Genomic DNA, 14,227 nt, shown 5'->3' with positions numbered 1-14,227 from the left:
GCTCAGGTTGCTGATTTATGTTCGAAAACCTCCTGCAAAATCTGGGGCTCTCCGCCTTCAGCCTCAAGGGTTTCGGCCCGTTGCTGCTGGAAGGCACCTGGATGACCATTAAATTATCGGCATTGTCGCTGCTGGTGGCCGTGTTGCTCGGTCTGCTCGGCGCCAGTGCCAAGCTGTCAAAAGTCAAACTGGTGCGCCTGCCTGCCCAGGTCTACACCACGTTGATTCGCGGGGTGCCGGATCTGGTGCTGATGCTGTTGATCTTCTACAGCCTGCAAACCTGGCTGACCTCGCTCACCGATTATATGGAATGGGAATACATCGAGATCGACCCGTTCAGCGCCGGGGTGCTGACCCTGGGCTTCATTTATGGTGCGTACTTCACCGAAACCTTCCGTGGCGCGATCCTCTCGGTGCCGCGCGGTCAGGTTGAAGCCGCCACGGCGTATGGCCTCAAACGCGGCCAGCGCTTTCGCTTCGTGGTGTTCCCGCAAATGATGCGCTTCGCCCTGCCGGGCATCGGTAACAACTGGATGGTGATGCTCAAGGCCACCGCGCTGGTGTCGATCATTGGCTTGGCCGATCTGGTCAAAGCCGCGCAAGACGCCGGTAAAAGCACCTATCAACTGTTTTACTTCCTGGTTCTCGCCGCGTTGATCTACCTGCTGATCACCAGTGCCTCGAACATCATTCTGCGCTGGCTCGAACGACGCTACGCCGCCGGTGCCCGGGAGGCCGTACGATGATTGAGCTTCTGCAGGAGTACTGGAAAGCCTTCCTTTATACCGACGGCAATAACATCACCGGGCTGGCGATGACGATGTGGCTGCTCAGCGCCTCGATCTTCTTCGGCTTTCTGGTGTCGATTCCGTTGTCGATTGCCCGTGTGTCGTCGCACTTTTACGTGCGCTGGCCGGTGCAGTTCTACACCTACCTGTTCCGCGGTACGCCGCTGTATATCCAGCTGCTGATTTGCTACACCGGGATCTACAGCCTCGCCGCCGTGAGGGCGCAGCCGATTCTCGACAGCTTCTTTCGCGATGCGATGAACTGCACGATCCTCGCCTTTGCCCTGAACACCTGCGCCTACACCACGGAGATTTTCGCCGGGGCGATCCGCAGCATGAACCACGGCGAAGTCGAAGCGGCCAAGGCCTACGGTCTGACAGGCTGGAAGCTATATGCCTACGTGATCATGCCTTCGGCGCTGCGCCGTTCGTTGCCTTACTACAGCAACGAAGTGATCCTGATGCTGCACTCGACCACCGTGGCCTTCACCGCAACTATTCCCGACATCCTGAAAGTCGCCCGGGACGCCAACTCGGCGACCTTCCTGACCTTTCAATCGTTTGGTATCGCCGCCCTGATCTACCTGGCCATAACCTTTGCGCTGGTCGGCCTGTTCCGCCTCGCCGAACGCCGATGGCTGGCCTTCCTCGGACCGACTCACTAGGAACCTTGTAATGCGACACCAGATCCATGACCTGCTGGCCCCACTGCCGGGGACCGCACGACAGATCCACAGCTTCCACTTCGGCCCGCAGCAGGCCAAAGGCAAGATCTACATCCAGTCGTCGCTGCACGCCGACGAATTGCCCGGCATGCTCGTCGCCTGGCACCTCAAGCAGCGTTTGGCGGAGCTGGAAGCCGCCGGGCGCCTGCGCAGCGAAATCGTGCTGGTGCCGGTGGCCAACCCGGTCGGCCTTGAGCAAGTGCTGATGGACGTGCCGCTGGGCCGTTACGAACTGGAGAGCGGGCAGAACTTCAACCGCTGGTTTTTAGATCTGAGCGAAGAAATCGGCAACGACATCGAGGGCAAGCTCGGCGATGACCCACAGGGTAATCTCGAACTGATCCGTGCCAGCCTGCGCAACGCCCTTGCCCGTCAGACCGCCAGTACGCAACTGCAATCCCAGCGCCTGACCCTGCAACGACTGGCCTGCGACGCGGACATGGTGCTGGACCTGCATTGCGATTTCGAATCGGTGGTTCACCTCTACACCACGCCCGAAGCGTGGCCACAAGTCGAACCACTGGCGCGTTACATCGAGTCGCAGGCCAGTCTGTTGGCTACCGACTCCGGCGGGCAGTCGTTCGATGAATGTTTCACACTGCTCTGGTGGCAATTGAAGGAGCGTTTCGGCGAACACTTCGAGATTCCACTGGGCAGTTTCTCGGTGACTGTCGAGTTACGCGGTCAGGGCGATGTCAATCATCCGATGGCCAGCCGCGACTGTCAGGCATTGATCGATTATCTGATCCAGTTCGATGCGATCGTCGGCGAAACCAAACCGCAGCCGCCATTGCCGTCCCCTGCCACGCCATTGGCCGGCGTAGAGCCGGTGACCACGCCAGTCGGCGGGTTGCTGGTGTATACCGCCACGGCGGGACAATACCTGGAGGCCGGCCAGCAGATCGCCGAAATCATCGACCCGATCAACGACCGGGTCACGCCTGTTTATTGCACCATGGCCGGCCTGATGTATGCCCGCTCGCTGCGGCGCATGGCCACCGCCGGCATGGTGATCGCCCACGTCGCGGGCGCCGAAGCCTATCGCAGCGGCTACCTACTTTCGCCTTGAGGATGTCTGTCCCATGTACAAACTGACCGTTGAAGGCCTGCACAAAAGCTATGGCGACCATCAGGTGCTCAAAGGCGTTTCGCTCAAGGCCAAGACCGGCGACGTGATCAGCCTGATCGGCGCCAGCGGCTCGGGTAAAAGCACCTTTTTGCGCTGCATCAATTTTCTCGAACAACCCAACGACGGCGCCATGAGCCTGGATGGCCAAACGATCCGCATGGTCACCGACCGCCACGGCATGCACGTCGCCGACCCGGACGAACTGCAACGCCTGCGCACGCGACTGGCGATGGTGTTCCAGCATTTCAACCTGTGGAGCCACATGACCGTGCTGGAAAACATCACCATGGCTCCGCGCCGGGTGCTGGGTTGCAGCAAACAGGAAGCCGAGGATCGCGCACGGCGCTATCTGGACAAGGTCGGTCTGCCGGCCCGCGTGGCGGATCAGTACCCGGCGTTTCTCTCCGGCGGTCAGCAGCAACGCGTGGCGATTGCCCGCGCGTTGGCGATGGAGCCGGAAGTCATGCTGTTCGATGAACCGACGTCGGCGCTGGACCCGGAACTGGTGGGTGAAGTGTTGCGGGTGATTCAGGGCCTGGCCGAGGAAGGCCGGACGATGATCATGGTGACGCATGAGATGAGTTTCGCCCGCAAAGTCTCCAGCCAAGTCCTATTCCTGCATCAAGGCCTGGTAGAAGAAGAAGGTGCGCCGGAAGAAGTGCTCGGCCATCCGAAAAGCGAACGCCTGCGGCAGTTCCTCAGCGGCAACCTCAAATAACCCGATCCCCTGTAGGAGCAGCCTGCGGCAGCGCCTACAGGGGATTTGTGGGGTTTTTAAACCTTTCTTGTGTTGGCGCGGTCATTGGAAGAACACCTCCAGAGCGCGCGCAGCAGGCATGGCGAAATCCCCCGACCTCGCAAAAAACTGGTTCAGCGCCCGCGGCTGGAAGCCGTTCGCTTTTCAGAAACAGGTCTGGGCCGCCGTCAAAAATGGCGAATCAGGACTGCTGCACGCCAGCACCGGCGCCGGCAAAACTTATGCGGTGTGGTTTTCCGCACTCAATCGCTTCGCCCGCTTGATCCCCCCCGTTGGCACCACCAGCAAACGCAAGCCGCCGGCCGAACCACTGACTGTGTTGTGGATCACGCCCATGCGCGCCCTCGCCGCCGACACCGCGCGCGCCTTGCAAACCCCTGTCGATGATTTGCAGATCCCTTGGAGCATCGGCCTGCGCACCGGTGACACCAACAGCAGCGAACGCGCCCGTCAGAGCCGGCGCCTGCCAACCACCCTGATCACCACCCCGGAAAGCCTGACCCTGCTGCTCGCTCGCGCCGATGCGCGCACAGCGCTGTCATCCCTGCGCATGATCGTGGTGGACGAATGGCACGAGTTACTTGGCAACAAACGCGGCGTGCAGTTGCAACTGGCCCTCGCCCGCCTGCGCCATTGGCAACCCGACCTGATCGTCTGGGGCGTATCGGCCACGCTCGGTAATCAATCCCACGCCGAACAGGTGCTGATCCCACAGGGCGGTGGCACAAGCATTCAGGGCCATAGCGAAAAATCCTTGAAGGTCGACACCCTGCTCCCACCGACCATCGAACGTTTTCCATGGGCCGGGCACATCGGTCTGAAAATGTTGCCGCAAGTGGTCGGCGAACTCGACGCCTGCGCCAGCAGCCTGGTGTTCACCAACACCCGGGCGCAGTCGGAAATCTGGTACCAGGCGCTGCTTGAGGCGCGCCCGGACTGGGCCGGGCTGATCGCCTTACATCACAGTTCGCTGTCCCGTGAGACCCGCGACTGGGTTGAACAAGCGTTGAAGGACGGTCAGCTCAAAGCCGTTGTGTGTACATCGAGTCTCGATCTGGGCGTGGATTTTTTGCCGGTGGAACGCGTGCTGCAAATCGGTTCAGCCAAAGGGGTCGCGCGCCTGATGCAGCGCGCCGGACGTTCGGGTCATGCGCCCGGGCGCACCTCGCGGGTGACGTTGGTGCCGACTCACAGCCTCGAGTTGATCGAAGCGGCTGCCGCTAAAGACGCCGTGGAGCAACGGCGCATCGAACCGCGCCGGTCGCCACACAAACCGCTGGATGTGCTGGTGCAACATCTGGTCAGCATGGCATTGGGCGGCGGATTCCTACCCGATGAGCTGTACGAAGAGGTCCGCGGTGCCTGGGCCTATCGTGACCTGACACCCGAGGATTGGGCTTGGGCGCTGGCTTTCGTACGCCATGGCGGAATATCTCTGACAGCCTATCCGGATTACCGCCGGGTCGAACCGGACGAGCACGGCGTCTGGCGCGTGCCGGATGCTCGCCTGGCCCGGCGCCACCGTATGAGCATCGGCACCATCGTCAGCGATGCAAGCATCCAGTTGAAATTCTGGAGCAAGGGTGGTGGTGGCAAACAGTTGGGCAGTGTCGAGGAAGGTTTTATCGCGCGGCTTAAGCCCGGTGATGGTTTTCTGTTCGCCGGACGTTTGCTGGAGTTGGTGCGCGTGGAAAACATGACGGCTTACGTCAAACGCAGCACCGCGAAAAAAGCCGCCGTACCGCGCTGGAATGGCGGGCGCATGCCGCTCTCCAACGAGTTGGCCGAGGCGGTGGTGACGCGTTTTACCGCCGCCGCGCGGGGTGAGTTCGTTGGGCCGGAAATGCAGGCGTTGCGGCCACTGCTGGAAACCCAGGCCCGCTGGTCTGGCCTGCCCACCACCGACAGCCTACTGGCCGAGGTGCTGAAATCCCGCGAAGGCTGGCACCTTTTTCTCTATCCGTTTGCCGGGCGTCAGGTGCATTTGGGCTTGGCCAGCCTGCTCGCATGGCGCGTCAGTCAGCGTCAGCCGGTGACGTTCTCGATCGCAGTCAACGATTACGGCTTGGAGCTGCTCAGTGCCACGCCGGTGGACTGGTCGCAACAACTCGATGCCGAGCTGCTCAGCCCCGATGATCTGTTGCGCGATGTGCTCGCCAGCCTCAACGCCGGCGAACTGGCGCTGCGGCGCTTTCGAGAAATCGCGCGGATTGCCGGACTGGTATTCGCCGGCTACCCCGGCGCGCCGAAAAGTACCCGGCAGGTGCAGGCCTCCAGCGGCTTGTTCTTTGAAGTGTTCAAACAATATGACGCCGACAACCTGCTGCTGGCGCAGGCCGGGGAAGAAGTCCTACGGGAAGAACTGGATATTCGCCGGCTGGAACAGACACTGACGCACATCAATCAGATGACACTGGAGATGCATCAGATCAAACGTCCTACACCCTTGGGGTTTCCGCTATTGGTGGAGCGTATGCGCGAGAGCATGAGTTCGGAAAAACTTGCTGACCGGATAAGACGGATGGTCGGTGATCTGGAGAAATCCGCAGACAAGGGCAACCGCACGTGAACGCGCCCTACCCGGTGCGTCTGGCTGGCGAGGAACTCTGGTTGCTGCCCGAAAAAGCCCTGTATTGGCCGGAACAACAGGCGTTGCTGATCGCCGACGTGCATTTCGGCAAGGCGGCTGCCTATCGCAGCCTCGGGCAACCCGTCCCCCAAGGCACGACGGCGAGCAATATCGCGGTGATTGATCGGCTGCTGGCGAAACTGCCCTGCCGACAACTGATATTTCTAGGCGACTTCCTGCACGGGCCGGGCTCGCATGCAGCGGGCACTTTAAGCGCGTTGGCTGAATGGCGGTCACGCCACGCTGATCTGCCGATGACGCTGATTCGCGGCAATCACGACAAACGCGCAGGCGACCCACCGGCGTCGCTGAACATCCGCGTGGTGCCGGAACCGCTGCTGCTCGGGCCGTTCGCCCTGCAGCATGAACCCGATCCCCATCCCGAAAGGCACGTGCTGGCCGGGCATGTGCACCCGGTCTATCGGCTGCATGGAAAGGGACGGCAGAGTTTGCGCCTGGCATGCTTCAGGCTGGGTGAACGGATCAGTCTGATGCCGGCATTCGGCGCCTTCACCGGCGGCTATCCGGTCGAGCGCGACGAGTCTTGCAGGATCTTTGTCATTGGTGACAACGAAATATGGCCAGTCAGTTGAAGTCTTGCCGGACTTCAACTGACTGGCCATTCATTTCCCATCGGGATCAGGCAACTGGCGCCGGTGGTGGCTCGTCGGGCAGGGTCGGCTCGCCCGGCTCGGTCGGTTGTTCATTGGGGGTATCGGGATCAGGCTGACCAGGAATTCCGCCGGCCATGCTGATGGGCGGGTGTGCCAACAAGGACCAGGCCAAAACGCCAATCTGATTGGGCTCAAGCCTTGCCAGTTCGGCACTGATATGCGGATCGATCTTCATAGGGCACTCCTCGGCGAAGGCCCGTTTCGGCAGAAGCAAAAACGGGCAGTACACCCCATAGAGTGTCTGCCCGCCAAAGAATTCCCGACATCTGTCGGATGGACCCATCAGGTACGCGGCAGAGTCACACCACGCTGGCCCTGATACTTGCCACCGCGATCCTTGTAGGAAACTTCACATTCCTCATCGGATTCGAGGAACAGCATCTGCGCCACGCCTTCGTTGGCGTAGATTTTCGCCGGCAGATTGGTGGTGTTGGAGAACTCCAGCGTCACGTGACCTTCCCACTCAGGCTCAAGCGGAGTGACGTTAACGATGATGCCGCAACGCGCGTAGGTGCTTTTACCCAGGCAGATGGTCAGTACATTGCGCGGAATACGGAAATATTCGACGGTGCTGGCCAAGGCGAAGGAGTTCGGCGGAATGATGCACACGTCACTGTGGATGTCGACGAAGCTGCCGGCGTCGAAGTTTTTCGGGTCGACGATGGCCGAGTTGATGTTGGTGAACACCTTGAAGTGGTTGGTGCAACGCACATCGTAACCGTAGCTCGACACGCCGTAGGAAATCACCCGGCTGTCGTCGCTGCCGCGCACCTGGCGCTCGACGAACGGTTCGATCATGCCGTGTTCCTGCGCCATGCGGCGAATCCACTTGTCCGATTTGATGCTCATGGCGGGTGTCCTGAATAGCGAGGTGGAAAAATTCTGTCCGGCATCTTACCGGTCGCGCCGCCGGGTTCAAAGTGCGCGCTGCAATTCTCGCCGAACCCCCTGGAAATACGCACTCTGGCGACGAACCGTTACACCGCCGATCCCGAAAACAAAGAAACCTTCGCAAGAAGCATTGGCACGTTCCGGAAAAAGGGTTAAGGTGGCGCCACTGTGCTGCTTGTGTCACTGAGAATCTCTACACGATATGTTGAATTTCGATCCAACCATCTACAAGAATTTTTCCTGCTCTTTGCACTCAGTCTCGGCCAGGGTTCTTCCTGAGTCGCAGTTATCTTTGTTCAAGGAGTTACACCATGTCTAATCGCCAAACCGGTACCGTTAAGTGGTTCAACGATGAAAAAGGCTTCGGCTTCATCACCCCACAATCCGGTGACGACCTGTTCGTTCACTTCAAAGCTATCCAATCCGACGGCTTCAAAAGCCTGAAAGAAGGCCAACAGGTTTCTTTCATCGCTACCCGCGGTCAGAAAGGCATGCAAGCTGAAGAAGTACAAGTTATCTAACTTGTAGCTTCTTTAGAAAAGAGCCCCGCCCTCAAAAGCGGGGCTTTTTTGTGGGCGTCTGTTTTTAGGGCGCCAAAAAAAACGCAGCCTGATCAGGCTGCGTTTTCTATTGAAGCAACTGCCGGCCTTACCAGGCCACGCCAAACCCTGCGGTGTAACGGGTTTTGTTCAAATCGGCATCGTTGGTGCCGCTGATGATGTCCCGCTCGGCTTTCAGATTCAGCGACGCCCAGTCGGTGACCTTGTAGCGCAGGCCCAACTCTGCATCCAGCGCGTAGTCCGCCACACCGGACAATGGCTTGCCCACTTCGCCGTTGGTGAAGAACTCGACCTTCTTGCCGATCAGGTAGCGGTTGTAGTCCCACTTCATCGCAACGGAATAGAAGTTGTCCTTGCTGCCATCGCTGTATTCATAGTCGGTACGGTTCAACAGCGAGCCGAGCGAGAACGCGCCCAATTCGTCATCCCAAAACTGGTAACCCGGACCTGTACCAACGACTCGCTGACGGGCCAACTCTTCAACGTGGTCGCGCTTGTAATTCAGGCGCCCTTGCCAGAACCACTTATCCGTCAGGAAGCGGTCGAGTGCGTACTCGGCGCGCCAGTTGTCGGTGGTCGTCACTTCATCCTGCACTTCGCGGTTGTATTCGCCCTCGGCGGTATGCCGCCAGCGCCCATGGCGCGCTGTAGTCTTGAAGCCGATGTCGTAATCGTCGGTGTCTTTTTCCGCGCGCTGATAATCCAGCGCCAGATCGACATTGCCCTTCCACACCAGATCCTCGACCACCGGTTTCGGCTTGAGGATTTGCTGGATGCTCGCCAGCTCCACGGTTTTCGGCGCTTCACCGTTGGCCAGCGTGACCTTGCCGTCATCGGCAGCGGTCAACGATTTGGCTTTCTCGCCACTATAGGCATCCTGCTTGACCAGCAATTCCTGGTCACTTTCCAGGGTCTTGACCTCTTTCCAGTCGATCGAGACAGCGCCGGCGTACTGGGTCTGAACCAACAGTTTGCCGCCATCGAACACGGTAATTTTGCCGCTTAACTTGTCACCGTTCTTCAACCAGACGGTGTCGGCAAGCAGGGGCGTGGACGCACTGAAAACAGCAAGGCACAGCAAGGTTCTGGAAAACATAAGCGAGTCGGGGGCTCAAGTTTGCGAAAAAGGTCGGCATTATCCGTAGGAATAAGACCCTGACAAGGACTGACCGGACTATTTCTATTGAGTTCATTTCTCAATTGACCGATGAGGGATTACGCTTAAGCCATCTATCCGCTCATGCTCAGGAACCGCGTACGTGACAGACCCGAACCGCGACGGCGAAAGCGAAGCGCAAATCCGACGCACGGCGCTCTACTCGACCCTCGCTCAAGTGCCCGAGGGCAAGGTCGTCAGCTATGGTCAATTGGCTGACCTTGCCGGGTTGGGACGCGCTGCCCGCTGGGTCGGGCGAACCTTGAGTCAATTGCCCGGCGACACCAAACTGCCCTGGCACCGTGTATTGGGCGCCGGCGGGCGAATCAGCCTGCCGGTTGGCAGTCCGTCAGGTGATGAACAACGGGCGCGTTTGCGCATGGAAGGCATCACCGTCCTGAACAATCGTGTGGATATTCAGCGCCATGGCTGGCGTCCGGTAGAGCACAGCGGTTAGAGTGCGCGCTTTGTTTTCGCAATCTTGAGGCAGACTTCAGCCCATGCCCCGTAAAACCTGGCGCGCCGCGCTCGCCGCCTATGCCAGTCCTTCGACGCTCGTGCTGTTGTTGCTCGGTTTCGCCGCCGGCCTGCCGTACATGCTGGTGTTTTCAACGCTTTCAGTCTGGCTGCGTGAAGCGGGTGTGGCCCGTGAAACCATCGGCTACGCCAGCCTCATCGGTCTGGCTTACGCGTTTAAATGGGTCTGGTCACCGCTCCTCGACCAATGGCGCTTGCCGTTGCTGGGCAAACTTGGCCGTCGCCGCTCGTGGCTGGTGCTCTCGCAAGCACTGGTGATTCTCGGCTTGATCGGTATGGGTTTCTGCGATCCGCAGAAGCATCTGTCCTGGCTGATCGCCATCGCCGTCGTCGTTGCGTTCGCCTCCGCCACCCAAGACATCGCGGTTGACGCCTATCGCCTGGAAATCGCCGACGACAGCCGCCAGGCCGCACTCGCCGCCAGTTACATGTCTGGCTATCGCGTCGCCGCCCTCCTCGCGACCGCGGGCGCCTTGTTTTTCGCCGAAGGTTTCGGCTCTACCGGCTTCAACTATCAACACTCAGCCTGGGCCGGCACTTACGCGCTGTTCGGCGCGCTGATGATTCCTGCGCTGCTCACTACCCTGCTGATGCGCGAGCCGCCTGTGCCGTTGCGCACCCAATTGCAAGCGGGCCGCTATACCTTCATGCATCAATTGATGTCGGTATTCGTACTGATCGTGCTGCTGGTGTCCGTGCCGGCGATGTTCACTCAGCTCTACAACACCGATTTCGCCAGCGTGTTGTTCGAAGGCGTCAGCCCGCTCGACCTGCTGCTGGAAGATCGCGCCTTCCTGCGCGCCATTCTCTACACCCTGTTGACATGGATGTGCCTGTCGGCCATGGGGCGTCGAGGGCTGGCGCCGGTACTGACGCCGGTCAACGACTTCATCCTGCGCTACCGCTGGCAGGCGCTATTGCTGCTCGGGCTGATCGCCACCTATCGGATGTCGGATACGGTCATGGGCGTGATGGCCAACGTGTTTTATATCGACCAGGGGTTCACCAAGGATCAGATTGCCAGCGTCAGCAAGATCTTCGGTCTGATCATGACCCTTGTCGGTGCGGGAATGGGCGGACTGCTGATCGTGCGCTTCGGTATCCTGCCGATCCTGTTTATTGGCGGCGTGGCATCGGCGGGTACTAACCTGCTGTTTCTGATGCTGGCCGACATGGGCCCGAGTCTGAAGATGCTGGTGGTGACCATTTCCCTCGACAACTTCAGCTCGGGACTGGCGACTTCGGCGTTCGTCGCCTACCTGTCGAGCCTGACCAACCTTAAGTTCTCAGCGACGCAGTACGCCCTGCTCAGCTCGATCATGCTCCTGCTGCCGCGCCTGATCGGCGGCTACTCCGGGGTGATGGTGGAAAAGTTCGGTTATCACAACTTCTTCCTGATCACCGCCATGCTCGGTGTGCCGACGCTGGTGCTGATCGCCCTGCACTGGTTCCAGGAAAGCCGCCGCGAAGGCCCTACACCCACACCTGAGCCTGTGCCGACGCCGCTTGTGGAAGAATCGTAAGACGTTTCGCCAAGGGCGGGAAGAATCCCGCCCTTGTGTCCCTCCGCCGGCCGCACTTCTGTACGTCAGCAAAACTCGCCGGTACACTGCTCCGTCATTTCCAGTCATAGCAACCGACAACGGCCAACCATGCGCACCAGTCAATTTTTGCTCGCCACACAGAAAGAAACGCCTTCCGACGCGGTCGTAATCAGCCACCAGCTGATGCTGCGCGCCGGCATGATCCGCAAGCTCGCCTCGGGCCTGTACACCTGGCTGCCCATGGGCCTGCGGGTGATGCGCAAGGTTGAAGCCATCGTTCGTGAAGAAATGAACGCTGCCGGCTCTCTGGAAGTGTTGATGCCGAGCACCCAACCGGCCGAGCTGTGGCAGGAATCGGGGCGCTGGGAAGAATACGGCCCTGAGCTGCTGCGCATCAAAGACCGCCACGGTCGCGATTTCTGCGCGGGCCCGACCCACGAAGAAGTGATCACCGATCTGATGCGCAACGAGTTGAGCAGCTACAAACAGCTGCCAATCAACCTGTACCAGATCCAGACCAAATTCCGTGACGAAATCCGTCCACGCTTCGGTTTGATGCGCGGCCGCGAGTTCATCATGAAGGACTCGTACTCGTTCCACGCCGATCAAGCATCGCTGCAGATTACCTACGACCGTATGCATGAAGCCTACTGCAACATCTTCACGCGTCTGGGTCTGAAATTCCGCCCGGTTGAAGCCGACAACGGCTCGATCGGCGGCGCCGGTTCCCACGAATTCCACGTACTGGCCGAGTCCGGCGAAGACGACATCGTTTTCAGTAACGGCTCCGACTACGCAGCAAACATCGAAAAAGCCGAAGCGGTGCCACGGGAAACGTCCCGCCCAGCACCGGCTGAAGAGCTGCGTCTGATCGACACCCCGGACACCAAGACCATTGCCGCGCTGGTGGAAAAATTCAATCTGCCGATTGAAAAGGCCATCAAGACCCTGATCGTCCACGCGGAAGAAGAAGGCAAGCTGATTGCCCTGATCATCCGTGGCGACCACGAGTTGAACGAAATCAAGGCAGCGCAGCAACCAGGCGTGGCCAGCCCGCTGGTCATGGCCTCCGATGCCGAACTGCGCGACGCCATTGGCGCCGGCGCGGGTTCTCTGGGCCCGCTGAACCTGCCGCTGCCAATCATCATCGACCGCTCGGTCGAGCTGATGAGCGACTTCGCTATCGGCGCGAACATCGACGACAAGCACTACTTCGGCGTGAACTGGGAGCGCGATCTGCCGGTTCCGACCGTGGCTGACCTGCGCAACGTGGTTGCCGGCGACCCAAGCCCGGACGGCAAAGGCACGCTGGAAATCAAACGCGGCATCGAAGTCGGGCACATCTTCCAGCTGGGCAACAAGTACAGCAAGGCGATGAAGTGCGAAGTGCTGGGCGAGAACGGCAAGCCAGTGACCCTGGAAATGGGTTGCTACGGCATCGGCGTTTCCCGCGTAGTGGCTGCTGCCATCGAGCAGAACAACGACGCCAACGGCATCATCTGGAGCGACACCCTCGCGCCGTTCCAGATCGCTCTGGTACCGCTGCGTTATGAAACCGAGCAGGTTCGCGAAGCCACCGACAAGCTGTACGCAGAATTGACTGCGGCCGGTTTCGAAGTGCTGCTGGACGATCGCGACAAGAAAACCAGCCCGGGCATCAAGTTCGCGGACATGGAGCTGATCGGCATTCCACACCGGATCGTGGTCAGCGACCGCGGCCTCGCCGAAGGCAACCTGGAATACAAGAGCCGTACCGAAGGCGAGGCGCAAGCGCTGCCGGTGGCTGACGTATTGTCCTTCCTTCAGGCTCGTATCCGCCGCTGAAACCAGATAGAGACGTCATGTTCAAGCGAAACACCTTGGGCCTCGGAGGCACCGCCCTATGCGGTGCCCTGCTGGTCAGCGGCTGTGCCAATCACATGTCACAGCGCAGCGAGCACGAAGAGCGTGTCGAGCGAAAGTTGCTCGATCACACTTTGCAGATCGATGTCGGTGAGCCCAAGGAACTTGAGCTGCCGCAGCGACGCGTGAAGATCAACGAGCAGAAGACATTCGAAGTCACCGAATTCGAAGTCACCCGCCGTTACGACCGCTACACGCCTTACCAACCCTGGCGGGAAGTCTACGAGATTCCGCTCGGCGCGGTGGCGGTAGTCGGTGGCGTCGGCGCGAACGTGGTCAACGTGTTCGCCCTCGGCAATTTGCCGGACAGCGTGACCAAGGACTGGCTGAGCTACGGTTTTGCCGGGCTCAACCCGTTCATGAACGTGCAGTCCAACGGTCGCGCGCAACAGAACCTGGCCGGTATCGATGAAATCCAGCGCGACAAGCGCACGGAGTATTCGAGCCTGCCGTGGAGCGAGCGCCCGGTGCAGGTCAAGGCCGGCAAGCAGACTTTCGACATGACCACCGACCGTAATGGCGTGCTGCGTCTTAACCTGCTCGACAGCCCGTTTGCCGAAAATGATCTCAATCATGTCGGCAAATTGCAGATCAGCGTCGAAGACGCCAAGGATGAAGTTCACTCTGACTCAACCCTGATGATCAGCAGCCACCTGCGGGGCAAGTTGCTGGAAGCGCATGGGCTGATTTACGACGATCTGGAAGACGACGAAGTGAGCCAATGGGTACATCGGGTCAAACGTCTGTCGGAATTGGGTCTGGAAGAAGAAGCCAGCGAGCTGGAACAAAGCCTGATCGAACTGACGCGTAACGATCCTGAGTTGCAGGCTGAGTTTCTCAAGTCGCTGACCAAGGATGCCGGGCGACTGGTCGCGGATCCGGGACCGAATTAACAGCAAAAGCTAAAAGCTTCGTCGGAACGCCGCCCGGAGCCA

Annotated in this window: 14 protein-coding genes; 11 read left to right on the top strand and 3 right to left on the bottom strand. The window is 59.8% G+C overall.

The genetic code is table 11. The features are described 5' to 3' along the window. Positions 1-17 precede the first annotated feature (17 nt). The 6 genes from PSH79_RS06235 (at position 18) to pdeM (ending at position 6,621) form a co-directional block, all read left to right on the top strand. The gene (locus PSH79_RS06235) at positions 18-746 is read left to right on the top strand and encodes an ABC transporter permease (RefSeq protein WP_305441744.1); all 729 of its coding nucleotides are present in this window, start codon (positions 18-20) and stop codon (positions 744-746) included. After that, on the top strand, positions 743-1,453 hold the full coding sequence (locus PSH79_RS06230) for an ABC transporter permease (RefSeq protein ID WP_305441743.1): 711 nt from the start codon (positions 743-745) through the stop codon (positions 1,451-1,453). The genes PSH79_RS06235 and PSH79_RS06230 overlap by 4 nt, the downstream gene beginning before the upstream one ends. 10 nt (positions 1,454-1,463) lie before the next feature. After that, positions 1,464-2,582, top strand: a complete 1,119-nt coding sequence (locus PSH79_RS06225) for a succinylglutamate desuccinylase/aspartoacylase family protein (RefSeq protein ID WP_305441742.1) — start codon at positions 1,464-1,466, stop codon at positions 2,580-2,582. A 13-nt stretch (positions 2,583-2,595) separates the two neighbouring features. Beyond that, positions 2,596-3,360 (top strand): ABC transporter ATP-binding protein, encoded by a 765-nt coding sequence (locus PSH79_RS06220; RefSeq protein WP_305441740.1) that lies wholly within the window; start codon positions 2,596-2,598, stop codon positions 3,358-3,360. A 118-nt stretch (positions 3,361-3,478) separates the two neighbouring features. After that, a complete protein-coding gene (locus tag PSH79_RS06215; protein WP_305441739.1) occupies positions 3,479-5,968 on the top strand; it encodes a ligase-associated DNA damage response DEXH box helicase in 2,490 nt (829 codons plus the stop codon). Further along, positions 5,965-6,621 (top strand): ligase-associated DNA damage response endonuclease PdeM, encoded by a 657-nt coding sequence (gene pdeM / locus PSH79_RS06210; RefSeq protein WP_305441737.1) that lies wholly within the window; start codon positions 5,965-5,967, stop codon positions 6,619-6,621. The genes PSH79_RS06215 and pdeM overlap by 4 nt, the downstream gene beginning before the upstream one ends. A gap of 46 nt (positions 6,622-6,667) precedes the next feature. Here the strand turns inward: pdeM and PSH79_RS06205 are convergent, their stop codons facing one another. Together PSH79_RS06205 and dcd are read right to left on the bottom strand one after the other, a co-directional pair. Then, positions 6,668-6,877, bottom strand: a complete 210-nt coding sequence (locus tag PSH79_RS06205; protein WP_042557949.1) for a hypothetical protein — start codon at positions 6,875-6,877, stop codon at positions 6,668-6,670. A 107-nt stretch (positions 6,878-6,984) separates the two neighbouring features. Then, positions 6,985-7,551: a dCTP deaminase gene (gene dcd, locus PSH79_RS06200; RefSeq protein WP_007904652.1), complete on the bottom strand. Its 567-nt coding sequence runs from the start codon at positions 7,549-7,551 to the stop codon at positions 6,985-6,987. Positions 7,552-7,904: 353 nt separating this feature from the next. Here dcd and PSH79_RS06195 point away from each other — a divergent pair, with 353 nt between their 5' ends. Then, positions 7,905-8,114, top strand: a complete 210-nt coding sequence (locus PSH79_RS06195) for a cold-shock protein (RefSeq protein WP_002554837.1) — start codon at positions 7,905-7,907, stop codon at positions 8,112-8,114. A gap of 127 nt (positions 8,115-8,241) precedes the next feature. On the opposite strand, the gene PSH79_RS06190 is transcribed toward PSH79_RS06195, so the two are convergent. After that, the gene (locus PSH79_RS06190; protein WP_305441734.1) at positions 8,242-9,249 is read right to left on the bottom strand and encodes a DUF481 domain-containing protein; all 1,008 of its coding nucleotides are present in this window, start codon (positions 9,247-9,249) and stop codon (positions 8,242-8,244) included. 163 nt (positions 9,250-9,412) lie between these two features. Here PSH79_RS06190 and PSH79_RS06185 point away from each other — a divergent pair, with 163 nt between their 5' ends. From PSH79_RS06185 to PSH79_RS06170, 4 genes are all read left to right on the top strand, one after another. Then, positions 9,413-9,766: an MGMT family protein gene (locus PSH79_RS06185; protein WP_305441732.1), complete on the top strand. Its 354-nt coding sequence runs from the start codon at positions 9,413-9,415 to the stop codon at positions 9,764-9,766. Between the two features lie 43 nt (positions 9,767-9,809). After that, positions 9,810-11,369, top strand: coding sequence for an AmpG family muropeptide MFS transporter (locus PSH79_RS06180; RefSeq protein ID WP_305441731.1), 1,560 nt, complete (start codon positions 9,810-9,812; stop codon positions 11,367-11,369). Between the two features lie 129 nt (positions 11,370-11,498). Continuing rightward, positions 11,499-13,214, top strand: coding sequence for a proline--tRNA ligase (locus PSH79_RS06175; RefSeq protein WP_305441730.1), 1,716 nt, complete (start codon positions 11,499-11,501; stop codon positions 13,212-13,214). Positions 13,215-13,231: 17 nt separating this feature from the next. Continuing rightward, positions 13,232-14,185, top strand: a complete 954-nt coding sequence (locus PSH79_RS06170; RefSeq protein WP_305441728.1) for a hypothetical protein — start codon at positions 13,232-13,234, stop codon at positions 14,183-14,185. The last annotated feature ends 42 nt before the right edge of the window (positions 14,186-14,227 follow it).

The organism is Pseudomonas sp. FP2196, assembly GCF_030687715.1.
Lineage (GTDB): Bacteria > Pseudomonadota > Gammaproteobacteria > Pseudomonadales > Pseudomonadaceae > Aquipseudomonas.
The sequence above is the reverse complement of the archived record's forward strand: the minus strand, read 5'-3'. Positions and strand labels throughout refer to the sequence as shown.

Coding starts and splice junctions, on each gene's coding strand:
- PSH79_RS06220 (WP_305441740.1), top strand. CDS start 2,596: ATGTACAAACTGACCGTTGAAGGCCTGCACAAAAGCTATGGCGACCAT.
- PSH79_RS06225 (WP_305441742.1), top strand. CDS start 1,464: ATGCGACACCAGATCCATGACCTGCTGGCCCCACTGCCGGGGACCGCA.
- PSH79_RS06170 (WP_305441728.1), top strand. CDS start 13,232: ATGTTCAAGCGAAACACCTTGGGCCTCGGAGGCACCGCCCTATGCGGT.
- dcd (WP_007904652.1), bottom strand. CDS start 7,551: ATGAGCATCAAATCGGACAAGTGGATTCGCCGCATGGCGCAGGAACAC.
- PSH79_RS06230 (WP_305441743.1), top strand. CDS start 743: ATGATTGAGCTTCTGCAGGAGTACTGGAAAGCCTTCCTTTATACCGAC.
- PSH79_RS06190 (WP_305441734.1), bottom strand. CDS start 9,249: ATGTTTTCCAGAACCTTGCTGTGCCTTGCTGTTTTCAGTGCGTCCACG.
- PSH79_RS06195 (WP_002554837.1), top strand. CDS start 7,905: ATGTCTAATCGCCAAACCGGTACCGTTAAGTGGTTCAACGATGAAAAA.
- PSH79_RS06215 (WP_305441739.1), top strand. CDS start 3,479: ATGGCGAAATCCCCCGACCTCGCAAAAAACTGGTTCAGCGCCCGCGGC.
- PSH79_RS06180 (WP_305441731.1), top strand. CDS start 9,810: ATGCCCCGTAAAACCTGGCGCGCCGCGCTCGCCGCCTATGCCAGTCCT.
- PSH79_RS06235 (WP_305441744.1), top strand. CDS start 18: ATGTTCGAAAACCTCCTGCAAAATCTGGGGCTCTCCGCCTTCAGCCTC.
- PSH79_RS06175 (WP_305441730.1), top strand. CDS start 11,499: ATGCGCACCAGTCAATTTTTGCTCGCCACACAGAAAGAAACGCCTTCC.
- PSH79_RS06205 (WP_042557949.1), bottom strand. CDS start 6,877: ATGAAGATCGATCCGCATATCAGTGCCGAACTGGCAAGGCTTGAGCCC.